General features: G+C 73.2%; 20 protein-coding genes. 10 read left to right on the top strand and 10 right to left on the bottom strand.

Translation table 11 applies throughout. The features are described from left to right. The first annotated feature begins 20 nt into the window (after window positions 1–20). Window positions 21–410: a hypothetical protein gene (locus tag HHL19_RS04100; protein WP_169085550.1), complete on the top strand. Its 390-nt coding sequence runs from the start codon at window positions 21–23 to the stop codon at window positions 408–410. Here HHL19_RS04100 and HHL19_RS04095 read toward each other — a convergent pair. Genes HHL19_RS04095 through HHL19_RS04075 form a run of 5 tightly spaced genes read right to left on the bottom strand, consistent with a single transcriptional unit; the run spans window position 407 to window position 6,940 of the window. Continuing rightward, window positions 407–1,198 carry an endo alpha-1,4 polygalactosaminidase gene (locus HHL19_RS04095; RefSeq protein ID WP_169085548.1) on the bottom strand — a complete coding sequence of 264 codons (792 nt, stop codon included), beginning with the start codon at window positions 1,196–1,198 and terminating at the stop codon, window positions 407–409. The two genes, HHL19_RS04100 and HHL19_RS04095, sit on opposite strands and share 4 nt — an antisense overlap. Next, window positions 1,195–1,815 carry a spherulation-specific family 4 protein gene (locus tag HHL19_RS04090; protein ID WP_169085547.1) on the bottom strand — a complete coding sequence of 207 codons (621 nt, stop codon included), beginning with the start codon at window positions 1,813–1,815 and terminating at the stop codon, window positions 1,195–1,197. Before HHL19_RS04090 ends, HHL19_RS04095 begins: the two co-directional genes overlap by 4 nt. A gap of 13 nt (window positions 1,816–1,828) precedes the next feature. Further along, window positions 1,829–3,289 carry a hypothetical protein gene (locus tag HHL19_RS04085; protein ID WP_169085546.1) on the bottom strand — a complete coding sequence of 487 codons (1,461 nt, stop codon included), beginning with the start codon at window positions 3,287–3,289 and terminating at the stop codon, window positions 1,829–1,831. Then, entirely contained in the window at window positions 3,286–4,824 is a 1,539-nt protein-coding gene (gene pelF, locus HHL19_RS04080; RefSeq protein WP_169085544.1) for a GT4 family glycosyltransferase PelF, read from the bottom strand. Before pelF ends, HHL19_RS04085 begins: the two co-directional genes overlap by 4 nt. A gap of 28 nt (window positions 4,825–4,852) precedes the next feature. After that, window positions 4,853–6,940, bottom strand: coding sequence for a hypothetical protein (locus HHL19_RS04075; RefSeq protein ID WP_240981388.1), 2,088 nt, complete (start codon window positions 6,938–6,940; stop codon window positions 4,853–4,855). 294 nt (window positions 6,941–7,234) lie between these two features. On the opposite strand from HHL19_RS04075, the gene HHL19_RS04070 reads away from it, so the two are divergent. The 5 genes from HHL19_RS04070 (at window position 7,235) to aceE (ending at window position 15,996) form a co-directional block, all read left to right on the top strand. Beyond that, a complete protein-coding gene (locus HHL19_RS04070) occupies window positions 7,235–8,740 on the top strand; it encodes a leucyl aminopeptidase (protein ID WP_169085542.1) in 1,506 nt (501 codons plus the stop codon). Between the two features lie 286 nt (window positions 8,741–9,026). Further along, the gene (gene lpdA, locus HHL19_RS04065; RefSeq protein ID WP_169085540.1) at window positions 9,027–10,415 is read left to right on the top strand and encodes a dihydrolipoyl dehydrogenase; all 1,389 of its coding nucleotides are present in this window, start codon (window positions 9,027–9,029) and stop codon (window positions 10,413–10,415) included. Between the two features lie 62 nt (window positions 10,416–10,477). Then, entirely contained in the window at window positions 10,478–12,262 is a 1,785-nt protein-coding gene (sucB, locus tag HHL19_RS04060) for a 2-oxoglutarate dehydrogenase, E2 component, dihydrolipoamide succinyltransferase (RefSeq protein ID WP_169085538.1), read from the top strand. Between the two features lie 133 nt (window positions 12,263–12,395). After that, a complete protein-coding gene (locus HHL19_RS04055) occupies window positions 12,396–13,019 on the top strand; it encodes a GntR family transcriptional regulator (protein WP_169085536.1) in 624 nt (207 codons plus the stop codon). A gap of 274 nt (window positions 13,020–13,293) precedes the next feature. Next, the gene (gene aceE, locus HHL19_RS04050; protein WP_169085534.1) at window positions 13,294–15,996 is read left to right on the top strand and encodes a pyruvate dehydrogenase (acetyl-transferring), homodimeric type; all 2,703 of its coding nucleotides are present in this window, start codon (window positions 13,294–13,296) and stop codon (window positions 15,994–15,996) included. A 66-nt stretch (window positions 15,997–16,062) separates the two neighbouring features. Here the strand turns inward: aceE and HHL19_RS04045 are convergent, their stop codons facing one another. Together HHL19_RS04045 and HHL19_RS04040 are read right to left on the bottom strand one after the other, a co-directional pair. Then, entirely contained in the window at window positions 16,063–16,200 is a 138-nt protein-coding gene (locus HHL19_RS04045) for a methionine/alanine import family NSS transporter small subunit (protein ID WP_169085532.1), read from the bottom strand. Then, window positions 16,200–17,732 (bottom strand): sodium-dependent transporter, encoded by a 1,533-nt coding sequence (locus HHL19_RS04040; protein WP_169085530.1) that lies wholly within the window; start codon window positions 17,730–17,732, stop codon window positions 16,200–16,202. Before HHL19_RS04040 ends, HHL19_RS04045 begins: the two co-directional genes overlap by 1 nt. A 128-nt stretch (window positions 17,733–17,860) precedes the next feature. Between HHL19_RS04040 and HHL19_RS04035 the strand changes: the two genes are divergently transcribed. Then, the gene (locus tag HHL19_RS04035; protein WP_169085528.1) at window positions 17,861–18,826 is read left to right on the top strand and encodes a WYL domain-containing protein; all 966 of its coding nucleotides are present in this window, start codon (window positions 17,861–17,863) and stop codon (window positions 18,824–18,826) included. Here HHL19_RS04035 and HHL19_RS04030 read toward each other — a convergent pair. Then, window positions 18,817–19,749 carry an SDR family oxidoreductase gene (locus HHL19_RS04030; protein WP_206324499.1) on the bottom strand — a complete coding sequence of 311 codons (933 nt, stop codon included), beginning with the start codon at window positions 19,747–19,749 and terminating at the stop codon, window positions 18,817–18,819. The two genes, HHL19_RS04035 and HHL19_RS04030, sit on opposite strands and share 10 nt — an antisense overlap. A 109-nt stretch (window positions 19,750–19,858) precedes the next feature. Here HHL19_RS04030 and HHL19_RS04025 point away from each other — a divergent pair, with 109 nt between their 5' ends. Beyond that, on the top strand, window positions 19,859–20,383 hold the full coding sequence (locus HHL19_RS04025) for a DUF4240 domain-containing protein (protein ID WP_206324649.1): 525 nt from the start codon (window positions 19,859–19,861) through the stop codon (window positions 20,381–20,383). A gap of 33 nt (window positions 20,384–20,416) precedes the next feature. On the opposite strand, the gene HHL19_RS04020 is transcribed toward HHL19_RS04025, so the two are convergent. Beyond that, on the bottom strand, window positions 20,417–21,211 hold the full coding sequence (locus tag HHL19_RS04020) for an SDR family NAD(P)-dependent oxidoreductase (protein ID WP_169085525.1): 795 nt from the start codon (window positions 21,209–21,211) through the stop codon (window positions 20,417–20,419). An 82-nt stretch (window positions 21,212–21,293) separates the two neighbouring features. On the opposite strand from HHL19_RS04020, the gene HHL19_RS04015 reads away from it, so the two are divergent. Continuing rightward, window positions 21,294–21,983: a TetR family transcriptional regulator gene (locus HHL19_RS04015; RefSeq protein WP_169085523.1), complete on the top strand. Its 690-nt coding sequence runs from the start codon at window positions 21,294–21,296 to the stop codon at window positions 21,981–21,983. On the opposite strand, the gene HHL19_RS04010 is transcribed toward HHL19_RS04015, so the two are convergent. After that, the gene (locus tag HHL19_RS04010) at window positions 21,976–22,476 is read right to left on the bottom strand and encodes a GNAT family N-acetyltransferase (RefSeq protein ID WP_169085521.1); all 501 of its coding nucleotides are present in this window, start codon (window positions 22,474–22,476) and stop codon (window positions 21,976–21,978) included. The two genes, HHL19_RS04015 and HHL19_RS04010, sit on opposite strands and share 8 nt — an antisense overlap. A 47-nt stretch (window positions 22,477–22,523) precedes the next feature. On the opposite strand from HHL19_RS04010, the gene HHL19_RS04005 reads away from it, so the two are divergent. Continuing rightward, entirely contained in the window at window positions 22,524–23,438 is a 915-nt protein-coding gene (locus tag HHL19_RS04005; RefSeq protein WP_169085519.1) for a TIGR01777 family oxidoreductase, read from the top strand. Window positions 23,439–23,478: the final 40 nt, after the last annotated feature.

The following is a 23,478-nucleotide window of genomic DNA, read 5'->3' as shown; positions in this document are numbered from 1 at the left end:
CATCCCCGGGTCATGAGGACGTGAACAGAAACCGTCCCGCCCGCAGCTCCGCTGCGCTCGCCGCCGTCGCCCTCCTCCTGAGCGCCTGCACCGGCGGGAGCACCGAGGCCGCCCCCGCCGCCCACCCCGTCTCCTCCGCACCGCCGGCCCGGCAGGTGCTCCTCGCCCTCCGGCACACCCAGGAGTCCGGCGGCGCGGTCCTCCGCCAGACCGCCACCTTCACCGCGGGCCGGACCACGGCCGTCCAGGACGTCACCGGCCGGGTCGATCCGGGCCCGGACGCCGTCAGGGAGCGCGCCCGCCGGGCGTGCGCGGGCGAGGAGGGCCCCCGGAGCCGGACGGCCTGGTCGCCCCCGGCGGAGTGGAGCGACCTCCGCGAAGGCCGGGCCACCTGCTACCGGCTCTCCTAGCAGGTCCGGCGCCAGGCCCCCAGGTCGTACCGCTTCTGCAGGGAGCTGAGGTTCAGTGCGCGGGACTGTGCGCAGAACTGGCGGGGGGTCAGTTCGTACTCGGCGTGGAAGACGGGTTTGTTCTCGGCGGTGAAGGGGGCCAGGCGGTCGCATTCGGCGTATTCGGCGCACTGTTCGTTGACGGCGAAGTCGAAGTCGGGGAGGAGCTGGGGGATCTGGTCGAGGTCGTTCTTGAGGCCGACGGCGAGGCCTCGGTCGTGGGCGAGGCGGGCGATGAGGCGGTTGTAGGCGAGCTGGTCGGCGGCGGTGAGGGGGAAGCCGGTGCGGTTGCGGTAGCCGTCCATGTTGTCGGGTTCGACGGCGTCGAAGCCCTTGGCGCGGCACATGTCGATCCGTTCCGTCATGAGGGGTTCGAGGACGTCGGTGCGGCGGATGTCGAGCCAGCGTTCGCCGGCCCAGCCGTTGCTCCTGCCGAGGACGGACTTCGGGAAGCGGTCCGCGTCGGGGCGGAAGTCCTCCCAGGCGCCGGTGGAGAGGTAGCAGATCACCTTCCGGCCCCGGCGGTGCAGGTCGGCGACGGTCGCGGCGGAGTGGTCGAAGCCGTCGATGTCGTAGACGGGGGCGTCGACGGTCGGGTCGAGCTTTCCGCTGAGCTGCCACTGCCAGGCCAGGCCCGCCGTCGGGCGCCAGCGTTCCGTCTCCTCCGGTTTGGGGTCGGGGGCGGGGGTCGTGGTGCAGGCCGTGGCCAGGAGGAGTACGGCCGCGAGGAGGGCCAGGAGGCGTCTCATCGGGCGGGCTCCGGGAGGCCGTGCGGCAGGGTCCCCCAGGGGTGCGCGCCGGTGCCCGGCACCGCGCAGTGGATCCGGGTCGCGGGGCGGAAGCCGGGCGGGGCCGCGTAGACGAGGTGGCAGTGGTGCGGGGCGGCCGGCGGGTCGAGGGTGCGGTAGGTGTCCCAGGGGCCTTCGAAGGTGACCAGCAGGTCGGCGAGTTCGGCGTACCCGTCGTCGGGGTGGGTGCCGTGGTTGAGGACGAGGGTCGCCGCGCCGGCGGCCCGCGCGGCGACGGTGAGGCGCCGGTAGTGCGGGAGGGCGTCGGGCGCGGTCGCGACCTGGTCGAGGAAGGCCCCGTCGGCGCCGTACCAGTCGCGGTGGCGGAGCAGGTCGGCGACGACCTCGGCGTGCGGACGGCGGCCGTAGGCGGTGTCCGCGTAGCCGAGGATCCGCACCCCGGCGGCGCGCAGCCGCTCGGCGGCCTCGGCGAAGGCCGGGTCGGGGGCCTCGCCGGCGCCGTCCGCCGGGTTGAGGACGACGCCGTGGAGGGCCGGCGCGGCCGCGACCAGGGCCGCCCACTCCTCGGGGCGGTCGGCGGGGTGCTCGTAGAAGGGCACCAGGAGGGAACGTTGCACGTGCGGTGCCCTTCTAGAGGCGGTGGGCGGTCGGTCGTACCAGCAGAGCACGGGTGAGGACGGCCAGCACGGCGGCCGCCGCCCCGGCGGCGAGCGTTCCCGCCGCCGGTTCCAGGGTCTGCGCGGCGGCGGCGAGGAGGCAGACGGCCGCCGCGCCGAGGACGGCGCCGAAGGCCTGGAGGAGCAGCCCCAGCCAGAGCACGGTGCCGAGGAGCAGCAGGAGGAGGAGCCGCTCCGGGGTCGGCCAGGGGGTGTCCGGCCAGAGCAGGGTGGCGGCGAGGAGGAGGCCGAGCAGCGCGGTCAGGTAGCCGCCGAGGCAGCGGACCAGGGTGCCGGTGACGGCGCGGCGGAACGCGCGGGCGGTGGTGAGGGTGCGCAGCCGGGCGAGGCTGCCGCCCCGGAAGCGGTGCAGCAGCCACTCGGCGGGCCCCATGGAGAGGGTGAGCGCGATGACCGCGCCGCTGCCGGTGGCGAGGGCGTCGCCGAGTCCGGCGTACAGCACGAGGACGCCGCTGCCGAGGCCGAAGAGGCCGTACGGGACGGAGGCCGCGAGCGGCGGTCCGCCCCGCCCGGCGGCGCCGCGCGCGGTGCCGGGGCGCAGCGCGCGGGCGGCGACCAGGCAGGCGGCGGTGAGCGAGAGGGCCGGCAGGGCGACGCGCAGCGGTCCCGGCAGGTCCCAGCGGAGGGCGGGGAGGGCGCCGAGGAGCGGCAGCAGGGCGGCGAGCAGGGCCCGTTCGCGGCCGAGGACGAGGAGGACGGTGGCGGCGGCGAGGTAGAGGGACTGGCCGGCGGCGAAGACGGCGGCCGGGAGTTCGCCGTCGCGGGCGGCGGCGAGGGCGACGGCGGTGCCGGCGAGCGCGCCGGCCGGGGCGCCGGTGAGCAGGGCGCGGGCGGCGGCGGCCCGGTCGCCGAGGCCGAGCCAGGTGTGGGCGCGGTGGGAGAGGGCCTGGTTCCAGACCCAGCCGGTGACGGCTCCGGCGAGCAGCGGCACGGTGCCGGCGGGCAGCCCGTACCGCCCCTGCGGTCCGGCGAGCAGCGGTCCCGCGAGGACGTAGGCGAGGCCGGGCAGGGCGAAGACGAGGCCGCGCAGGAGGCAGCCGCCGAGCCCTTCGGCGGGGCCGGGGCCGTCCGGGTCCCGCGCGGGCGGTTCGGGGTGGCGCCGGGCCACGCGCGCGTACAGGTCCTCGGCGAGCGCGAAGGAATCGTTCCGCCCGTAGCCGAGGCGGATGTGATCGTCGGTCATGCCGTCGGATTCGAGCAGCGCGGCTATCTCGTCCGGGTGCACGGCGGCGGCCACGAACGCGTCGAGCCGGTCGGCGAGGTCGTCGAGCGGGTCGGGCGCGGTTCCGGTTGTGGTTCCGGTTGCGGTTGCGGCGGGCGCCGTGCCGGCCGGGGCGGGCTCCCGGCCCGGCCGGGGCAGGACCGGGAGGGACGGGAGGGCGGTCGGGGGTTTCAGCCAGAGGGAGCCGCTCATGCCGGGGTGCCTTCGGGGACTCGGGGCGCGCCTCGGCGCGGGGACGGGATGCTGACGCGCAGCGGCGGGGCGGCGGGGGTGGCCGAGGCGGCGCGGGGCGCGGCGAGTTCGCGGTAGATGCGGCGGAAGCCGTCGACCGAGCGGTGCAGGGTGAACTCGTCGATGACCCGCTGCCTGGCCTGCCGGCCGAGTTCGGCGCGGCGGGCGCCGTCGCGCAGCAGCGCGGAGGCCGCGGCGGCCATGACGGCGGGTTCGCGGGGCGGGACGACGACGCCGGCGTCGCCGACCGCCTCCCGTACCCCTCCGACGTCCGTCGACACGGTGGCCCGGCCGCAGGACATGGCCTCGATGAGGGAGAAGGGGAAGCCCTCGCTGATGGAGGAGAGCATCACCACGCTGCCGGCCGCGTAGGCGGAGGGCACGTCGGAGACGCGGCCCTCGAAGGAGACGCCGTCGGCGACGCCGAGTTCGGCGGCGAGCTTCTCCAGGAGGGTGCGGTAGTCCTCGTTGCCGGAGGGGACGGGGCCGAAGAGGCGGAGCCTCAGCTCGGGGAGTTCGGCGCGGCAGATCGCGTACGCCCGGATGAGGGTCTCCAGGTCCTTGATCGGGTCGACCCGGCCGCACCAGCTGAGCGTGGGGGTCTCGGGTTCGGGTCCGGCCTCGGGGAAGAGGGCGGGGTCGACGCCGTTGTAGACGGTGCGGATGCGGTCGGCGGGGGCGCCGCCGCGCTCCTCCCAGCGCCGGTTGTACTGGTTGCAGGGGGTGATGAGGTCGGCCTGGCGGTAGCCGAGGGAGTTGAGCTCGCGGTAGAAGCCGAGCATGAGGGCCTTGACGGGCCAGCGCTGGGCCTCGGTGCGGTAGCCGAGGTAGCGCTCGCGGAGGTAGATGCCGTGTTCGGTGAGCAGGAAGGGCACCCCTTCGAAGTGCTGCGCGGCGAGCGCGGGCAGGGTGGCGAGGCCGCTGGAGACGGCGTGCGCCACGCTGCCGTCGGCTATCCGGGCGCCGAGCGGCCGCAGGGCGTGTTCCAGCAGGTCGGTGGCGGTGAGGGCGTCGTGGACGGTCGGCCCGGCGGCACGCGTCGGCAGGTGCGGCATGGTCCAGATCCACATGAGGGAGCGCAGGGCCGCCTCGGAGCGCAGGGCCGGGGTGAGCCGGCCCTCGCGGGCGAGGGCGGCCAGCTCGTACAGGGGGCCGGCGAGGTCGTGGCCGGCGGCCGGGTCGAGCAGGGCGAGCAGGAAGTGCTCGTAGGCGGCGAGGAAGCGGCGGCGTGCGCGCCCCCGTGGGGGCCGGCGCGCCCGGGTGGGCGCGGCCGGTCCCCGCGGGTGGCCCCAGAGGGGGAAGGCGGTGTGCCGGGTGATGTTGGGCGGCAGCTCCCAGGTGACGGGTTCGCGGCCGCTGCCGGTGAGGGCGAGGATCTCGAAGGTGACCTCGGGCATGCCCCGGACGAGCTGGTCGCACCAGGTGCTGACGCCGCCGTGGACGTGCGGGTAGGTGCCTTCGGTGAGCATGGTGACGTGACGGCCACTGCTCGGCATGGTGTGTGTTCCCCCCAGAGCGTGCTGGTCAGGCGGTCGGGAGCTGGAGTGTGACGGCGGTCTGGAGCAGCTCGGGCGCGGTCCAGGCGGAGCGGCTTCCGGCGTAGGCGGTGCCGAAGGCGGTGGTGCCGAGGACGAGTCGCTTGCGGGTGCCCTCGGGGGCGGTGAGGGGCACCTGGACGCCGGCGGGCGCCTTGACGGTGACGGTGGTGCCGACGCGGTAGGCGGTGACCTTGCCGGCGGCGAGGGCGGCGTCCCAGGCGTCGCGGCGGGTCAGCTCGGTGCCGACGTCCTTCTGACGGGGGTTCACCAGGGGCGTACTGGCCGCGAAGAGCGACCGGTACTCGGCGAGGATCCGGTCGAGGACCGGGTAGAGGAGGCGTTCCTCGGCCAGGTTCGACTGGTGGACGTAGTGCGGGCGGGGGTCGTTGGCGACGACGTGGCCGAGGGCGATGCGGGCCTCCTGCGGGACGATGTGCTCCGCGTAGCCGGTGGCCGGGTCGAGCGGGGCGGGCAGGCAGGTGGAGGCGGGGTTGGACTCGCAGACGCCGCTGCCGCCGTCGGCGCGGGAGGTGTAGACCCAGTTGTACTCGTCGGCCATCTCGGCGGCGGTGCCGACGTTGTAGTACACGTTCATGGGGTGCCGGGGCACGGTCTTCGCGGCGCCGACGGCGCGCTGGCGGGGTTCGCGGGAGTTGTCGCTGGCCGTCCACTTCACGCCGTTGTCGGCGAGGGCGCCGGCGAGGTTCGGATTGTCGGCGGGCTGCTGGGGCAGGGTCTTCAGACCGGAGTGCTCGCCGGTGACGAGTTCGGAGCGGTCGACGGAGATGCCCTTGCCCACAGCCCAGTTGACGTTGTTCCGGATCTGCGCGGTGAGCTCGGCGCGGCTCACCCAGAGGGTGCTGCCGGAGGCGTCGGTGGCGCACCGCCAGGGGACGGTGGTGTTGTCCTGGACGCAGCCGAGGTAGGGGTGGGTGTAGGTGTGGTTGATCCAGCGGTACTGGGCGCGGTCGGCGATCAGCCGGGCGGCGAGCGGGTCGCTGCCGCCGTGCTCGGTCTTCCACTGCTCGCCCTGGCCGCCGTTGTAGACCATGTCGAGGGTGAAGCCGGAGGCCTTCTGCCAGGCGGCGGCGTAGGTGGCGTCGGCGGCCGTCATCCGGATGGGGTTCTCGGCCTCGGGGTCCCCGCCGACGCAGTCGAGGTCGCCGGGGGTGCAGTTCCGGACGGTGTCCCAGCGGGCGTCGGGGGCGAAGACGTCGTCGACGTGGACGGAGAGGTAGTTCCGGGACTGTCCGAGGTGGACGCCCTGGGTGAGCCATTCGACGATGCCGCGGGAGAGGGCGCGGAACTGCCGCTGGTGCTGGTTGTAGGCGAAGGTGACGACGAGTTCGCGGCGCCCGTCGGAGGCGTACTCGCCGACCAGGCTGGCCCGGCCGCCGCCGTCGACGGGGATGTCCACGAGGCTGGTGAAGCCGGTCCGGGGGCGGCCCGCGTAGCCGTAGCTCTCGGAGACCGCGGGGTCGTTGTCCTCGAAGGTCAGGGCGCCCGCGAGGTAGCCGAAGGGGCCGGCCTTCCCGGCCGGGGTGACGCCGGCGGTGACCCCGTCGAGGACGCCGGACCAGCCGCCGTCGGTGGTGTAGTCGAGGCCGACGCCGGGGTGGGACCAGGTGTACGCGTCGACCTGCGGGACGCCGAAGGTCCGCTCGTACGCCTGGAGGGCGGTGTGCTCGGCGGAGTCGGGGCCGAAGGCGGTCTCGTGGGGCAGGACGACGCCCTGGTACTTGGCGCGGGGCCGGCCGTCGACGGTGTCGCTGAGGAAGGCGGGGGTGAGGACGGGCCGGTTCGGGTCGTTCAGGTCGACGGTGCGGTACGGGACGCCGGAGCCCTTCAGCTCGGCGGTGAGGGCCTCGATGGCGCTGCCGCCGTCGTCGACGACCAGGACGGTGAGGTCGATCCGGGGCACGGGGGCGGCCGCGGCCTGCGCGGACGGGAGCACGGTGGCGAGGAGCGCGGCGGCGGCGAGCGCCCCGGCGGTACGGCCGGCGCGGCGCGGCGCCCCCCGCCTTCCGGACGTCGTCGGCGCGGGCGCGGGCGTGCGGGTTCTGTTTGCGTGCATGGTGTGGTGTCCCCCCTCGGCAGGTCCCCCGGCTCGGGGGGACCCGTGGAGATGAAGCGGAGGCGTGAAGGCCGCGCTTGTGTGAATGAGGCGAGTGTGGCGTCGGCACGACAGCCGGAAGGACAAACATGAAAGAGACACCTCGGATGAGTGAATCGAAGCCGCGGTGAGCGAACCGGGTGAGCGAGCGTAGGCTCGTTCTCGGCGCTCATCGGGCCGAAATACGATGCGGCGGGCTCGGTCGGCCCACCCCTCGACCGCCACAGAACTCAATGGAAGCGAGAATTCACCACCGTGACTGCTCTCACTCTCAGCACTGCCGGAGCGGCGACGCTGCGTGCCGACGCCCTCGTCGTCGGCGTCGCGAAGGCCGGGAAGACGCTGGTCGTCGCCCCGGGCGCGGAGGCCGTCGACAAGGCTTTCGACGGCAGGCTCGCCGCCGTCCTGGAGACCCTGGGCGCCTCGGGTGGAGAGGGTGAGGCGACCAAGCTGCCCGCGCCCGCCGGCCTGAAGGCCCCCGTCGTGCTCGCCGTCGGCCTCGGCTCCGCCCCCGAGGAAGGCGAGTCGTACGACGCCGAGACCCTGCGGCGCGCCGCCGGCACCGCCGCCCGCGCCCTGTCCGGCACGAAGAAGGCCGCGTTCGCGCTGCCGGTCGCCTCGGCCGAGGACGCCGGCGCGATCGCGGAGGGCGCGCTGCTCGGCGCCTACTCCTTCGACGCCTACCAGGAGCAGAAGGACGGCAGGAAGCCGCTCGCCGAGGTGGCGCTGCTCGGCGCCAAGCCGCGTGACAAGGCCCACAAGGCCGCCGCGGACCGCGCCCTGGCCGTGGCCGAGGAGATCAACCGCGCCCGCGACCTGATCAACACCCCGCCGAACGACCTCACCCCCGCCGCCTTCGCCGCCGCCGCCCAGACGGCCGGCAAGGAGCACGGCCTCAAGGTGCAGGTCCTCGACGAGAAGGCGCTCGCCAAGGGCGGCTTCGGCGGCATCCTCGGCGTCGGCGCCGGCTCGGTGAACCCGCCGCGCCTGGTCCGCATCGCCTACACCCACCCGAAGGCGGAGCGGACCCTCGCCCTGGTCGGCAAGGGCATCACCTACGACTCGGGCGGCATCTCCCTCAAGCCGGCCGGCCACAACGAGACGATGAAGTGCGACATGAGCGGCGCCGCCGCCGTCTTCGCCACCGTCGTCGCCGCGGCCCGCCTCGGCCTGGAGGTCAACGTCACGGGCTGGCTCGCCCTCGCCGAGAACATGCCGTCGGGCTCCGCCACCCGCCCGGGTGACGTGCTGCGCATGTACGGCGGCAAGACCGTCGAGGTCCTCAACACCGACGCCGAGGGCCGGCTCGTCCTCGCCGACGCGATCACCAAGGCGTCGGAGGAGCACCCGGACGCGATCATCGACGTGGCGACCCTGACCGGCGCCATGGTCTTCGCCCTCGGCGAGCGCACCTTCGGCATCATGGCCAACGACGACGACTACCGGACCGCGATCCACGAGATCGCCGGCGAGGTCGGCGAGCAGTCCTGGCCGATGCCGCTCCCCGCCGAGCTCCGCAAGACGATGGACTCCCCCACCGCCGACATGGCGAACATGGGCGTCCGGATGGGCGGCGGTCTGATCGCCGGCCTCTTCCTGCAGGAGTTCGTGGGCGAGGGCATCACCTGGGCCCACCTGGACATCGCGGGCCCGGCCTTCCACGAGGGCGCCCCGTTCGGCTACACCCCCAAGGGCGGCACCGGCTCCTCGGTCCGCACCCTGGTCCGTCTCGCCGAGCTGACGGCGGCCGGCGAGCTCTGAGCCGGCCGAGTGACGGAAGGCCCCGGAAGCTGCGGCTCCGGGGCCTTCCGGCGTTGTTCGCCGACGACGAAATCCGTAGCTTCGCACGCCTGCTCGGGCGGCCGGACGGAGGATCGCCCGGTCTCATCCACCGGCCCCGCGTCCCGCCGTCCGCCAACAAGTGCGAAGATGGGTTCTCGGCAGGACAGGGCCCCCACCACAGGGCCGAAATAATGCGGCCGGACACCGGAGCCGCCGCCCGGTCATCGACGACCGGCGACGAGCGCACATGCATGGAGGACGTGACGTGGCGAACGACGCCAGCACCGTTTTCGACCTAGTGATCCTCGGCGGCGGTAGCGGCGGTTACGCCGCGGCGCTGCGCGGAGCGCAGCTGGGCCTGGACGTCGCACTCATCGAGAAGAACAAGCTCGGCGGCACCTGCCTGCACAACGGCTGCATCCCGACGAAGGCCCTGCTGCACGCCGGCGAGGTCGCCGACCAGGCCCGTGAGGCCGAGCAGTTCGGTGTCAAGGCCTCCTTCGACGGCATCGACATCAAGGCCGTGCACAAGTACAAGGACGACGTGATCGCGGGCCTCTACAAGGGTCTGCAGGGTCTCGTCGCCTCCCGCAAGGTGACCTACATCGAGGGCACCGGCCACCTGTCCTCCCCCACCTCGGTCGACGTCGACGGGCGCCGGGTCGAGGGCCGCCACATCCTCCTCGCCACCGGTTCCGTGCCGAAGTCCCTGCCCGGCCTGGAGATCGACGGCAACCGCATCATCACCTCGGACCACGCCCTCACCCTGGACCGTGTGCCGGAGTCCGCCATCATCCTCGGCGGCGGTGTGATCGGCGTCGAGTTCGCCTCCGCGTGGAAGTCCTTCGGCACCGACGTGACGGTGATCGAGGGCATGAAGCACCTCGTTCCGGTCGAGGACGAGAACAGCTCGAAGCTCCTGGAGCGCGCCTTCCGCAAGCGGGGCATCAAGTTCAACCTCGGCACCTTCTTCCAGAGCGCCGAGTACACCGAGAACGGCGTGAAGGTCACCCTCGCCGACGGCAAGACCTTCGAGGCCGAGGTGCTGCTCGTCGCCATCGGCCGCGGCCCGGTCTCGGCCGGCCTCGGGTACGAGGAGCAGGGCGTCGCGATGGACCGCGGCTACGTCCTGGCCGACGAGTACATGCGCACCAACGTGCCCACGATCTCCGCGGTCGGCGACCTGGTCCCGACCCTCCAGCTCGCGCACGTCGGCTTCGCCGAGGGCATCCTCGTCGCGGAGCGGCTGGCCGGCCTGAAGCCCGTCCCGATCGACTACGACGGCGTGCCGCGGGTGACGTACTGCCACCCCGAGGTCGCCTCCGTCGGCATCACCGAGGCCAAGGCCAAGGAGCTGTACGGCGCGGACAAGGTCGTCGCCCTCAAGTACAACCTCGGCGGCAACGGCAAGAGCAAGATCCTGAAGACCGCCGGCGAGATCAAGCTCGTCCAGGTCAAGGACGGTGCCGTGGTCGGCGTCCACATGGTCGGCGACCGCATGGGCGAGCAGGTCGGCGAAGCGCAGCTGATCTACAACTGGGAGGCGCTGCCGTCCGAGGTGGCGCAGCTCATCCACGCCCACCCGACCCAGAACGAGGCGCTCGGCGAGGCCCACCTGGCCCTGGCCGGCAAGCCGCTGCACGCACACGACTGACGCTCACGTCATCACAGGGCGCGACGACAAACTTCCGCAATTCGTTAGGAGCAACTGAAACCATGTCGGTTTCCGTAACCCTGCCGGCGCTCGGCGAGAGCGTCACCGAGGGCACCGTCACCCGCTGGCTCAAGGCCGAGGGCGAGCGCGTCGAGGCTGACGAGCCGCTGCTCGAGGTCTCGACCGACAAGGTCGACACCGAGATCCCCGCCCCCGCCTCCGGCATCCTCGCCTCCATCAAGGTGGCCGAGGACGAGACCGTCGAGGTCGGCGCCGAGCTCGCCATCATCGACGACGGCTCCGGCGCCCCCGAGGCCGCCCCGGCCCCCGCCGCCGAGGCCGCTCCGGCTCCGGCTCCGGCCGCCGCCCCCGCGCCGGCCGCCGAGGCCCCCGCCGCCCCGGCTCCGGCTCCGGCTCCGGCCGCCGAGGCTCCCGCCGCCGCCCCGGCCGGTGGCGCCACCGGTACGGACGTCGTGCTGCCCGCGCTGGGCGAGTCCGTCACCGAGGGCACCGTCACCCGCTGGCTGAAGTCGGTCGGCGAGACCGTCGAGGCCGACGAGCCGCTGCTCGAGGTCTCCACGGACAAGGTCGACACCGAGATCCCCGCCCCCGCCTCCGGCGTTCTCCTGGAGATCGTCGTCGGTGAGGACGAGACCGCCGAGGTCGGCGCCAAGCTCGCCGTCATCGGTGCCGCGGGTGCCGCCCCGGCCGCCGCCCCGGCCCCGGCTCCGGCCGCCCCCGCCGCGGCTCCGGCCCCGGCCGCTCCCGCCGCCCCGGCTCCGGCCCCCGCGCCGGCCGCCCCGGCCGCGCCCGCCGCCGCCCCGGCTCCGGTCGCCCCGGCCGCGCCGTCGATCGCCCCGGCGGTCGTCACCCCGGTCCCGGCCACCCCGGCCCCGGCCGCCGCTCCGGCGGAGGACGGCGCCTACGTCACCCCGCTGGTCCGCAAGCTCGCCACCGAGAACGGTGTCGACCTGGCGGCCGTCAAGGGCTCCGGCGTCGGCGGCCGCATCCGCAAGCAGGACGTCCTCGCGGCCGCCGAGGCCAAGAAGGCCGCCGCTGCCGCCCCCGTCGCCGCTCCGGCCGCCGCCGCCGCCGCGCCGAAGGCCCCCGCCCTTGAGGTCTCCCCGCTGCGTGGCCAGACGGTCAAGATGACCCGCATGCGCAAGGTCATCGGCGACAACATGATGAAGGCGCTGCACTCGCAGGCCCAGCTGACCTCGGTCGTCGAGGTCGACATCACCAAGCTGATGCAGCTGCGCGCCCGCGCCAAGGACGCCTTCGCCGCCCGTGAGGGCGTCAAGCTCTCCCCGATGCCGTTCTTCGTGAAGGCGGCGGCCCAGGCGCTGAAGGCCCACCCGGTCATCAACGCCCGGATCAACGAGGACGAGGGCACGATCACCTACTTCGACTCCGAGAACATCGGGATCGCGGTGGACTCCGAGAAGGGTCTGATGACCCCGGTCATCAAGGGTGCGGGCGACCTCAACATCGCCGGCATCTCCAAGAAGACCGCGGAGCTCGCGGGCGCCGTGCGCGCCGGCAAGATCACGCCGGACGACCTGGCCGGCGCCACCTTCACCATCTCCAACACCGGTTCGCGCGGTGCGCTGTTCGACACCGTCATCGTTCCGCCGAACCAGGTCGCCATCCTGGGCATCGGTGCCACGGTGAAGCGTCCGGCCGTCATCGAGACCGCCGAGGGCACGGTCATCGGCATCCGCGACATGACCTACCTGTCGCTGTCGTACGACCACCGCCTGGTGGACGGCGCCGACGCCGCCCGCTACCTGACCGCCGTCAAGGCGATCCTGGAGGCCGGCGAGTTCGAGGTGGACCTCGGCCTGTAAGGCGCGTGGAGGCGTTCCCGCCTCGGAGGCAACGTAACGAGCCTCACCAGCGGTGTCCCCGTCCGGATGTGGGTCCGGGCGGGGGCACCGCCGTATTGTCTAAGGGTCACGAAACTCCCGGAGGAGCCGCTCCATGACCGTCCCCGTCGTCCACTCGCTGCGCGAGCAGATCCGCGAGCACATCGTGGAGGGGATCGTCAGCGGCCGCTGGAAGCCGGGCGAGCGGATCGTGGAGCGCCGGATCGCGACCGAGCTGGAGGTCTCCCAGACCCCGGTCCGCGAGGCGCTGCGGGAGCTGGAGTCGCTGCGGCTGATCGAGTCGGCGCCGAACAAGGGCGTCCGGGTCCGCAACCTCACCGCGGCCGACCTGGAGGAGAGCTACCCGGTCCGGGCCGGCCTGGAGCAGATCGCGGCCGAGCTGGCCGCGCCCCACCTCTCGGCCGACTGCTCGACCCTGGAGCCGCACGTGGCGGCGCTGTACGAGGCGGACGCGACCTCCGACGGCACGGCGCAGGTCCGGCACACGGTGGCCTTCCACCGCGAGCTGGTGAAGGCGGCCGGGAACAGCGTGCTCCTTCACACCTGGGAGGGACTCGGCATCGAGGTCTTCACGGCGCTGTCGATCCGCTGGCTCGGCACGGTGCAGAAGTCGTACGCGGAGGAGCACCAGGAGCTGGTGGAGGCCTTCCGCCGGGGCGATCCGAACATCGGCGCCCTCGTGAAGGCGCACGTGCTGGGCTGCGCTCCCCGCGCCTGAGACGTTCTCGCAGGTCAGAGCCCCGCTTCGGCGGGGCTTCGCGCGTTTCTGGACTGTTTCCGGACTGTTCGAAAACAAGGCACAGGGTGCCCCTTTTCGCGGCACCCTGTGCCGACTTTCTCGATCTGAAGAGGTTTCCGCCTTCAACCCTTTGATCGATCATCGATCGACGGTTTACAGTCTTCGGCGGGCCGTCACCCGGCCCACAGCCCTGTCCTGCCAGACAAGGCCACCGTTTTTATCTCCACCCCCATCTGTCCGGAAGGCGGCGATCATGACCGATCCCGTAGGCAAGATTCCGAGCGAGCTCGACCAGCTCCCGGACCGTGACACCGAGGAGACCGCCGAGTGGGCGGCCTCCCTGGACGCCGTCACCAAGGCCGCCGGCCCTCACCGGGCCGCCTACCTGATGCGCCGTACGCTCCAGCACGCCGAGGGCGCGGGCCTGGCCCTCCCCAAGCTTCTGGAGACGGACTACCTCAACACCATCCCCACCTCCTCCGAGCCCGTCATCGACGGCGACGAGGAGATGGAGCGGAAGATCACCGCCTGGAACCGCTGGAACGCGGCCGCGATGGTCACCCGCGGCTCCAAGCACGGCGTCGGCGGCCACATCGCCACCTTCGCCTCCGCAGCCTGGCTCTACGAGACCGGCTTCAACCACTTCTTCCAGGGCAAGGAGGGGGACGGCTCCGGCGACCAGCTCTACATCCAGGGCCACGCCTCCCCCGGCATCTACGCCCGCGCCTTCCTCGACGGCCGCCTGGACGAGTCGCACCTCGACAACTTCCGGCAGGAGTCGGGCGGCAACGGCCTGCCCTCCTACCCGCACCCGCGCCGCCTGCCCTGGCTGTGGGAGTTCCCCACCGTCTCCATGGGCCTCGGCCCGCTCTCCGCGATCTACCAGGCGCGCTTCAACCGCTACCTGACGAACCGCGCCATCAAGGACGTCTCCGCCTCGCACGTCTGGGCCTTCCTCGGCGACGGCGAGATGGACGAGCCCGAGTCGACCGCGGCCCTCGCGCTCGCGGCCCGCGAGGGTCTGGACAACCTGACCTTCGTCATCAACTGCAACCTGCAGCGCCTCGACGGCCCGGTCCGCGCCAACTTCAAGATCGTGCAGGAGCTGGAGGCCCAGTTCCGCGGCGCCGGCTGGAACGTCGTGAAGACCCTCTGGGGCAACGCCTGGGACGAGCTGTTCGCGCTCGACACCACCGGCGCCCTGGTCCGCCGCCTCCGCGAGGTGCCGGACGCGCAGGTCCAGACGTACCAGACCCGTGACGCCGCCTACATCCGCCAGGACTTCTTCGGCAAGGACCCGGCGCTCGTCGCGATGGCGCAGCTGCTCTCCGACGACAAGATCCTGGAGTGCTTCCACCTCTCGCGTGGTGGCCACGAGCCGCGCAAGGTGTACGCCGCGTACAAGGCCGCCCTGGAGTTCAAGGGCGCCCCAACCGTGATCCTGGCGCAGACCGTCAAGGGCTTCACCCTGGGTGAGGGCTTCGCGTCGAAGAACGCGAACCACCAGATGAAGAAGCTCACCACGGACGAGTTCAAGAACATGCGTGACCTTCTTGAGCTGCCCATCTCCGACGCGCGGTTCGTCGACGGTGTCGTCCCCTACGGCCACCCGGGCGCCGACTCCCCCGAGGTCCGCTACCTCCAGGAGCGCCGCGCGGCCCTCGGCGGCCCCGCCCCGGCCCGCCGCGTCCACCCGGTCGCCCCGCTCCCGGCCCCGTCCGAGAAGGCCTTCGCCTCCTTCGACAAGGGCTCCGGCTCGCAGTCGGTCGCCACCACGATGGCGTTCGTCCGCCTGGTGAAGGACCTGGTCCGCGACAAGGAGACCGGCAAGCGCTGGGTCCCGATCGTCCCGGACGAGGCCCGCACCTTCGGCATGGAGTCCCTCTTCCCCTCGCTCGGCATCTACTCGCCGAAGGGCCAGACGTACGAGCCGGTCGACCGCGACCAGCTGATGTACTACAAGGAGGCCGTCAACGGCCAGATCCTGAACGAGGGCATCACCGAGGCCGGCTCGATGGCCGACTTCATCGCCGCGTCGACCGCGTACTCCACGCACGGCGAGACGATGATCCCGTTCTACATCTTCTACTCGATGTTCGGCTGGCAGCGGACCGCCGACCAGATGTGGCAGCTCGGCGACCAGCTCGGCCGCGGCTTCCTCGTCGGCGCCACCGCCGGCCGCACCACCCTGACCGGTGAGGGCCTCCAGCACGCCGACGGCCACTCCCCCGTCATCGCGGCCACCAACCCGGCCGCCCTGACCTACGACCCGGCGTTCGCCTACGAGGTCGCGGCCATCGTCAAGGAGGGTCTGCGCCGGATGTACGGCGAGGCCGCGCCGGGCGAGGACCAGGACGTCTTCTACTACCTGACGGTCTACAACGAGCCGATGCAGCAGCCGGCCAAGCCGGGCCACGCGGGCGTCGACGAGGGCATCGTCAAGGGCCTGTACCGCTTCAACACCGCCGAGTCGGCCGGGCTCACCCTGCCCGCCAACGCCCCCCGGATCCAGCTGCTCGGCTCGGGCACCGCGATCCACTGGGCCCTGGAGGCGCAGAAGCTGCTCGCCGAGGAGTGGGGCGTGGGCGCCGACGTGTGGTCCGCCACCTCCTGGACCGAGCTGCGCCGCGACGCCCTGGAGGCGGACGCCGCCCTGCTGCGCGGCGAGGAGCGCGTGCCGTTCGTGCGCCAGGCCCTCGCGGGCGTCGAGTCGCCGGTCCTGGCGGTCTCCGACTACATGCGCCAGGTCCCGGACCAGATCGCGCAGTGGGTCGAGCAGGACTACTCGTCGCTGGGCGCCGACGGCTTCGGCCTCTCGGACACCCGCGCCGCGGCCCGCCGCCACTTCGGCGTCGACGCCCAGTCGATCGTGGCCGCGTCGCTGGCCCGGCTCGCCCGCCGCGGCGAGGTCCCGGCCACCGCGGTGAAGGAGGCGCGCGAGCGCTACGGCCTGTAGGAGCCGAAACGGGTGGGGCCCCGCCGCGACGAAGACTGTCGCGGCGGGGCCCCACCCGTTCGCCGGTCACTCGGCCGGCCGGACTCCCGGCGGCGGGGGCTCGGGCTCGGGGGCGTGCCGTCGCAGCCGGATGATGGCGGCGATCAGACCGCCCCACACGATGGCGATGGCGATGATCATCATGACGATGGCGCCTGCCGACATCAGGGCTCCTTCCTTTCTTCCGGTGCCTCCATGTCGAGGTCGATGTCCTCGCCGCCCGCCTTCCAGGGGATCAGGGCGAGGATCACTCCGATGACCAGGGCACCGAGGGCGACGCCCCAGCCGGCGGTGAGCAGGAAGCCGGTCGAGTAGCCCTCGTAGTTCTCGTCGAACTCCTTGCGCAGGCTGTCGATCATCATCCAGCCGAGCACCAGCGGGGTGATGACGCCGAGACAGATCCGCCACCAGTGGCCGAGGGCGATCGCCGAGGTGGCGTCCGCGTTCCGCTGGAGCGCGGGCAGCTGCCGCAGCAGCCAGACGATGACGACGAGGGCGACCAGGGCGGCCAGCGCGATGCCGTACGCGTTGATGAAGTGGTCGGAGGCGTCGAGCAGGTACAGCCCCTCGTCGGTCGGGAAGAGCAGGATCGAGACGAGCGCCACCAGGCCGCCGATGCCGAACACGGCGGGGATCCGGCGCATTCCGGTGCGGTCCTGCACCGCGGAGACGACCACCTGGACGATGGAGATCAGCGAGGACAGTCCGGCGACCACCAGGGAGCAGAAGAAGAGGACGCCGAACAGGCCGCCCAGCGGCATCTCGGAGATGACGGCGGGGAAGGCGACGAACGCGAGCCCGAGGCCCGCGCTGGCGACCTCGCCCACCGGGACGCCCGAGGCGGTGGCCAGGTAGCCGAGCGTCGCGAAGACGCCGATGCCCGCGAGGATCTCGAAGGAGCTGTTGGCGAAGCCGGCCACCATCGCGGAGCCGGTGATGTCCGCCCTGCGCCCGAGGTAGGAGGCGTACGTCACCATGATGCCGAAGCCGATCGACAGCGAGAAGAAGATCTGCCCGTACGCGGCGACCCACACGCTGCCGTTGCCCAGTTCCGACCAGTCGGGTGAGAAGAGCGCGTCGAGCCCGGCGGCGGCGCCGTCCAGGGTCAGCGCCCGGATCACCAGGGCCGCGAAGAAGACGACGAGCAGCGGGATGAAGATCCGGTTGGCGCGCTCGACGCCGCGCCGGATGCCGAACGCCAGGATGACGAGCACGACGACCCAGACGGCGATCAGGGGCCAGAGCACCCCGGGCACGTAACTCGACACCGCGCCCGGCTTCTCGGCCACCTCCAGGAAGTCGCCGAAGAGGAACGCCTGCGGGTCGTCGCCCCACTGCTGTCCCACCGAGAAGCCGACGTACCGCACGGCCCAGGCGATGATGACCGCGTAGTAGGTGGCGATCACGAACGAGATCACCACCTGCCACCAGCCGATGACCTCGGCGGGCCGGGACATTCGGCGCAGTGCCGCCGGGGGTGACATCCGGTACTTGCGGCCGATCGTGTACTCCATGATCAGCAAGGGGATGCCGGCGGTGAGCAGGGCGATCAGATACGGCAGGAGGAAGGCGCCGCCGCCGTTCTCGTAGGCGACGGCCGGGAATCTCCAGATGTTGCCCAGACCGATGGCGGATCCGATCGCCGCCATCAGGAATCCGGCACGCGTGGTCCACTGCTCACGGGGTTGTACCGTCATACGCCTGTCCTCGGTCGTCGCGGGTGTCCCTGCTCCAGAACTGACCTGAGGGCACGTTAGCCCGGAACCACCCCGTCCGCTCCTCGAAGCGCCGCACCGGCGGAGCGGAAAACGGGAGAATGACGGCCATGCGCGCCGCCCGGCTGATCAAGATGGTCCTGCTGCTCCAGAACCGTGCCTCCATGACGGCGGCCGAGCTCGCCGCCGAGCTGGAGGTGTCGGAGCGGACCGTCACACGGGACGCCCTCGCCCTCTCGGAGGCGGGGGTCCCGGTGTACGCGGACCGGGGCCGGGCGGGCGGGTACCGGCTGGTGGGCGGGTACCGTACGCGGCTGACCGGGCTCGCCCGTGACGAGGCCGAGGCGCTGTTCCTCTCCGGGCTGCCGGGCGCGCTGCGGGACATGGGCCTCCAGGACGCGGCCTCGGCGGCCCGGCTGAAGGTGTCGGCGGCGCTGCTGCCCTCGCTGGCGGACGCACCGGGTTCGGCGGCCCGCCGGTTCTTCCTGGACGCGCCGGGCTGGTACCAGGAGCCGGTGACGCCGGAGCTGCTGCCGGCGGTGGCGGAGGCGGTCTGGGACGACCGGTCGCTGGCGGTGCGCTACCGGCGGCGGGACGGCGAGGAGGTGGAGCGGGAGCTCGCGCCGTACGGGCTCGTGCTCAAGGCGGGGGTCTGGTACGTGTGCGCCCGCGCCGGGAGCGCGTACCGCACCTACCGGGTGGACCGGTTCACGGCGGTGGCGGTGGGCGAGGAGCGGTTCGAGCGCGACCCCGACTTCGATCTGGCGGCCTTCTGGGCGGAGCGCGCGGCGGAGTTCGCGCGCTCGCTGCTGCGGGCCGAGGTGGTGGTGCGGCTGACGCCGGAGGGGGCGCGCCGGCTGCCGTACGTGACGGACCGGGCGGCGGCCGGGGAGGCGCTGGCGGGGGCCGTGCCGGACGCGGAGGGCCGGGTGACGGCGACGCTCCGGGTGGAGAGCGAGGAGGTCGCCTTCGGGCAGCTCTTCGGGCTCGGCCCGGAGGCGGAGCTGGTGGCTCCGGCCTCCTTGCGGGCGCGGTTCGCCGAGGCGGCGCGGGCGGCGGCGGAGCGCTACCGGTAGTCGGCCACGTCCGGCTTCCCCGTCTCGGACGCGACGATGAAGCCCCAGGCGTCGGGGCGGGAGCCGTCCGCGTCGGTGAAGCCGTACTCCTTCGCGAGGCCGCCGCTGGAGAGCGAGCGGCCGGTCCAGCGGTGCCGGTCGGGGTCGGCGGCGAGGGCGGCGACGGCCCGGCCCACGTACACCGGTGATTCGGAGACGGCGAAGTCGGGGACCTTCGCGGTGGCGTCGCGCCAGTTCTCCTCGGTGACGCCGAAGCCGGCGAGCATCTGTTCGGACCTGAGCCAGCCGGGGGTGACGGCGACGGCCGTACCGCCGAACTCCTCCAGTTCCTTCGCGAGGCCGAAGGCCATCCGGATCGGCGCGTTCTTGGTGAGGTCGTAGTAGAGGTTCTCGCGGAAGCGGGTGCCGTTGTAGTCGGCGGTGCCGTCGGTGACCTCGACGACGAGTCCGCCGGGGTTGCGGATCAGCAGCGGGATCGCGAGGTGCGAGGTGATGGCGTGGGTCCGCACGCCGAGTTCGAGCATCCTGAGGCCGCCGTCGAGGTCGTTCTCCCAGGTCTTCTTCCCGAAGACGAGGAGGTGTTCGCCGCCCCAGACGTCGTTGACGAGGACGTCGAGCCGGCCGTGCTCGCGGTCGATCCGGTCGACGAGGGCGCGGACCTGCCCGGGGTCGAGGTGGTCGGTGGGGACGGCGGTGCCCCGGCCGCCGGCGGCGGTCACCAGTTCGGCGGTCTCCTCGATGGTCTCGGTGGCGCGGCCGACCTCGCTGAGCTTCTCGCGGGTGGTGCGGCCGGTGACGTAGACGGTGGCTCCGGCGGCGCCGAGCTGGACGGCGATGGCCCGTCCGGCGCCCCGGGTGGCCCCGGCGACCAGGCAGATCCGTCCGTGCAGCGGCTTCGTTTCGGTGATCTTGTCGGTGCTCATGGCCTCAGGCTCGCAGGAATACCCGACATCTTCTGTCCGGATGGATCGGCGGGGGAATCCGGACTTTCCGGGTGCGTCGGGGTCGGGGAACCAGGATGCTGGTGCCGTGATGGACGAGACCGAGTTCTGGGAGATCATCGACGCCACCCGCGAGGACGCCGAGGGCGATCCCGAGGAGCAGGCGGATCTGCTCGTGGAGCGGCTGACCCGGCTGGATCCGGACACGGTGCTCGACTACGCGCGCCATTTCGAGGCCCGGTTCAACCGCGCGTACCACTGGGACGTGTGGGGTGCGGCGGCGGTGCTGCTCGACGGGGCGGGGGCGGGCGAGGAGGGCTTCGACGCCTTCCGCTGCTGGCTGATCGGGCAGGGCCGGGAGGTGTACGAGGGTGGGGTCGCCGATCCGGACGAACTCGCGGAGCTCCTGGAGGAGTTCGACCCGGAGCTGGACGGGGACGGCGAGGAGCTCGGTTTCGCGGCGGACGAGGCGTACGAGACGCTGACCGGGACGGAGACGCCGGACCTGGGGATCACGATGCCGGACGGCGACCCGGAGGGCGTACCGCTGGATCTGGCGGACGAGGAGGCCCTGGCGGCCCGGCTGCCCCGGCTGTGGGAGCGGTTCAGGCCCTGACCGGCGGGCCGGGCCCGAACCGGGGGGCGGTGCTCAGAAGTGGGTGCCGCCGTCGACGCGGACCTCGGTGCCGGTGATGAAGCGGCCGTCCTCGGAGGCGAGCATCGCGACGACGCCGGCGACGGTCTCGGGGCCGGCGAAGCCCTGGCCGAGGGCGGGGGCGAGCTTCATGAAGAGCGCCATGTCGGCGTCGGCGGGGAGGCCGGGGCCGATCGACTGCCTGCTGGCGCCGGAGCCGTCGGTCATGCCGGAGGAGATGGAGCCGGGCTGGACGGCGGTGAAGCGGATGCCCTGCTTGGCGTACTCGGCGGCGAGCGCGTGGGTCATGGACTGGATGCCGCCCTTGCTGGCCGCGTAGGCCGCCATGTAGGGGTGGGCGAACATCGCGGACGTGGAGGAGAAGTTGACGACGGCGGCGCCGTCGCCCTCCAGGAGCGCCGGGATCGCCTCGCGGATCACGAGGAAGGTGCCGGTGAGGTTGATCCGGAGCACCTGCTCGAAGGAGTCGAGGCTGGTCTCGTGGGTGTGCGAGGAGCGGAGCACGCCGGCCGCGTTGACCAGCACGTCCAGGCCGCCGAGGGCGGTGACGGCGGCGGCGACGCCGGCGCGTACGGACTCCTCGTCGGCGACGTTCACAAGGACGGTGCTCAGCCGGCCGGCGGCGTCGCCGGCCTTGGCCACGGTGTCCTTCAGGCCGTCCTCGCTGATGTCGGCGGCGACGACGCGGCCGCCCTCGGCGAGCATGCGCAGGACGGTGGCCTGGCCGATGCCGGAGCCTCCGCCGGTGACGAGTGCGCGGCGTCCTTCGTAACGGGTGAGCTGGTTCATGGCGGCGACCTCTCGATGTCAAGCTTCCTTGCCTGGCGACCACCGTACGCCGAAGTGGCACGTTTTGCCATCTTTGCATTTCATGCACTCCCACGGCTCCGGGGCGTACCCTCGTACGGTGAGCAACCGAGCCGGGCCGACGACCGCGCCGCCCTCCCTGACCCAGCGCCGCAAGGCCGCCACCCAGCTGGACATCGCCCGCGCGGCGGCCGAGCTGTTCAGCGAGGACGGGCCCGACGGCACCACCGCGGAGTCCATCGCCCAGCGGGCCGGCGTCGCGCTGCGCACCTTCTACCGCTACTTCCGCTCCAAGCAGGACGCCGTCGCCCCCCTCCTCGCCGGCGGCGCCGACCGCTGGCGGGAGTCGCTCGCCGCCACCGCCCCCGGCACGCCCCTGGCGGCCGCCCTGGAGGGCTCGATCGCCGCCTCCCTCACCCCGGCCGACGAGGCCGGGGCCGAGGGCCTGCGCTGGACCCGGGGCCTGCTGCGCGCCTCGGCGGAGGACCCGGCGCTGCGGGCCGTCTGGTACCGGGTCAACCAGGAGTCGGAGGAACGGCTCCGCGAGGTCCTGACCGCCCTCGCCGGCCCCGGGGCCGACCCCCTGGAGGTCCGGCTCACCGCGGCGGCCGCCACCGACGCGATCCGCATCGCCCTGGAGACCTGGTCCGAGTCCGACGCCCCCGCCGAGGGCCCCGACTCCCCCGCCGCCCTCGCCCTGCGCTGCCTGCGCGAGCTGATGGGCGGGGTGGCGCTGTGGAACGGTTCTAGGTGAGCGAGCGGCCCATCAGGACGTCGTCGGCGGGCTCGCCGTCGAGGACGAACTCGCCCGGCAGAACCCCCTCCACCGCAAAGCCCTCGGCCTCGTAGAGGGCGCGGGCCGGCCCGTTGCGGCCGAGGACCCGCAGGGTGATCCGGGTGGCGCCGTCGGCCCGGGCCTTCGCCAGGGCGGCCCGCAGCAGGGCGCGGCCCACCCCCTGGCCCCGGGCCGCGTCGGCGACGGCGAGGCCCTGGATCTGGCGGACGTGGGCGTTGGAGTCGAGCGGGGTCGGCCGCACCACCCGCACGTACCCGAGAAGGATGCCGGACCGCTCGGCGACCAGGAAGTCCTCCGGCCGGTGGCGCTCGTCGAAGAACGGCGGGTACGGCTCCGAGGGCGCGGGCGCCACCGCGTGCAGCGTCGACCAGGTCGCCCGGTCCAGCAGGCCCAGCGGCTCGGCGTCGCCCGGGAGGGCGGCGCGGATCACGAAGCTCTCCGGCTCGGTCATGGCGGCCACTCTCCCACGCCGGGCCGCCCACCGGGCAGGATGGGGGCATGCAGCGTTCCACCCTCCGCAAGCGCGTCGCCGTCACCGGGGCCTCCGGGCTGATCGGCGCCGCCCTCGTCCGCTCCCTGCGCGCCGACGGGCACGACGTCCTGCGGCTCGTCCGCCGCCCGGCCAGGACCGCCGACGAGGTCGAGTGGGACCCGAAGCGGCTGTACGTGGACGGGGCCGGGCTCGTCGGCGTCGACGCGGTCGTGCACCTGGCGGGCGCCGGCGTCGGCGAGCGCCGGTGGACCGAGGCGTACAAGCGGGAGATCCGGGACAGCCGGGTGCTCGGCACCACGGCGATCGCCCGGACCCTCGCCGGGCTCGCCGAGCCGCCCGAGACGCTGGTCTGCGGCACCGCCCTCGGCTGGTACGGCGACACCGGCAGCCGCGCGGTGGACGAGAGCGCCCCGGCCGGCACCGGCTTCCTGCCCTCGGTGTGCGTGGAGTGGGAGGCCGCCGCGGCGCCCGCGGAGGACGCCGGGATCCGGGTGACGTACGCCCGCACCGGACTGGTGGTGGCCCGTCAGGGCGGCGCCTGGGGGCGGCTCTTCCCGGTCTTCCGGGCGGGGATCGGCGGCCGGATGGGCGACGGCCGGCAGTACTGGTCGTTCATCTCGCTCCACGACGAGGTCGCCGCCCTGCGGCATCTGATGGACACTCCGACGCTCTCGGGCCCGGTGAACCTCACCGCCCCCGAGCCGGTCACCAACCGCGAGGTGACCGCCGCCATGGGCCGCGTCCTGCGCCGCCCGACCCCTTTCCCGGTGCCCGCCACCGCCCTGAAGGTCGTCCTCGGGGACTTCGCCGCCGACGTCCTCGGCAGCCAGCGGGTGGTCCCGCGCCGCCTCCTCGACTCCGGTTTCACCTTCGCCTTCCCCACCATCGACGCGTCGATCCGGGCCGCCGCGCCCCGCTGAGCCGCGCCCGAGCGCTCCCTGCGCTCCCCCGTGCTCCGGC

The organism is Streptomyces sp. R302, assembly GCF_012927245.1.
In the GTDB taxonomy this organism is placed as follows: domain Bacteria; phylum Actinomycetota; class Actinomycetes; order Streptomycetales; family Streptomycetaceae; genus Streptomyces.
The sequence above is the reverse complement of the archived record's forward strand: the minus strand, read 5'-3'. Positions and strand labels throughout refer to the sequence as shown.

Coding starts and splice junctions, on each gene's coding strand:
- HHL19_RS04095 (WP_169085548.1), bottom strand. CDS start 1,198: ATGAGACGCCTCCTGGCCCTCCTCGCGGCCGTACTCCTCCTGGCCACG.
- HHL19_RS04085 (WP_169085546.1), bottom strand. CDS start 3,289: ATGAGCGGCTCCCTCTGGCTGAAACCCCCGACCGCCCTCCCGTCCCTC.
- pelF (WP_169085544.1), bottom strand. CDS start 4,824: ATGCCGAGCAGTGGCCGTCACGTCACCATGCTCACCGAAGGCACCTAC.
- HHL19_RS04075 (WP_240981388.1), bottom strand. CDS start 6,940: ATGCACGCAAACAGAACCCGCACGCCCGCGCCCGCGCCGACGACGTCC.
- sucB (WP_169085538.1), top strand. CDS start 10,478: ATGTCGGTTTCCGTAACCCTGCCGGCGCTCGGCGAGAGCGTCACCGAG.
- HHL19_RS04055 (WP_169085536.1), top strand. CDS start 12,396: ATGACCGTCCCCGTCGTCCACTCGCTGCGCGAGCAGATCCGCGAGCAC.
- aceE (WP_169085534.1), top strand. CDS start 13,294: ATGACCGATCCCGTAGGCAAGATTCCGAGCGAGCTCGACCAGCTCCCG.
- HHL19_RS04045 (WP_169085532.1), bottom strand. CDS start 16,200: ATGTCGGCAGGCGCCATCGTCATGATGATCATCGCCATCGCCATCGTG.
- HHL19_RS04040 (WP_169085530.1), bottom strand. CDS start 17,732: ATGACGGTACAACCCCGTGAGCAGTGGACCACGCGTGCCGGATTCCTG.
- HHL19_RS04035 (WP_169085528.1), top strand. CDS start 17,861: ATGCGCGCCGCCCGGCTGATCAAGATGGTCCTGCTGCTCCAGAACCGT.
- HHL19_RS04030 (WP_206324499.1), bottom strand. CDS start 19,749: ATGAGCACCGACAAGATCACCGAAACGAAGCCGCTGCACGGACGGATC.
- HHL19_RS04025 (WP_206324649.1), top strand. CDS start 19,859: ATGGACGAGACCGAGTTCTGGGAGATCATCGACGCCACCCGCGAGGAC.
- HHL19_RS04020 (WP_169085525.1), bottom strand. CDS start 21,211: ATGAACCAGCTCACCCGTTACGAAGGACGCCGCGCACTCGTCACCGGC.
- HHL19_RS04015 (WP_169085523.1), top strand. CDS start 21,294: ATGCACTCCCACGGCTCCGGGGCGTACCCTCGTACGGTGAGCAACCGA.
- HHL19_RS04010 (WP_169085521.1), bottom strand. CDS start 22,476: ATGACCGAGCCGGAGAGCTTCGTGATCCGCGCCGCCCTCCCGGGCGAC.
- HHL19_RS04005 (WP_169085519.1), top strand. CDS start 22,524: ATGCAGCGTTCCACCCTCCGCAAGCGCGTCGCCGTCACCGGGGCCTCC.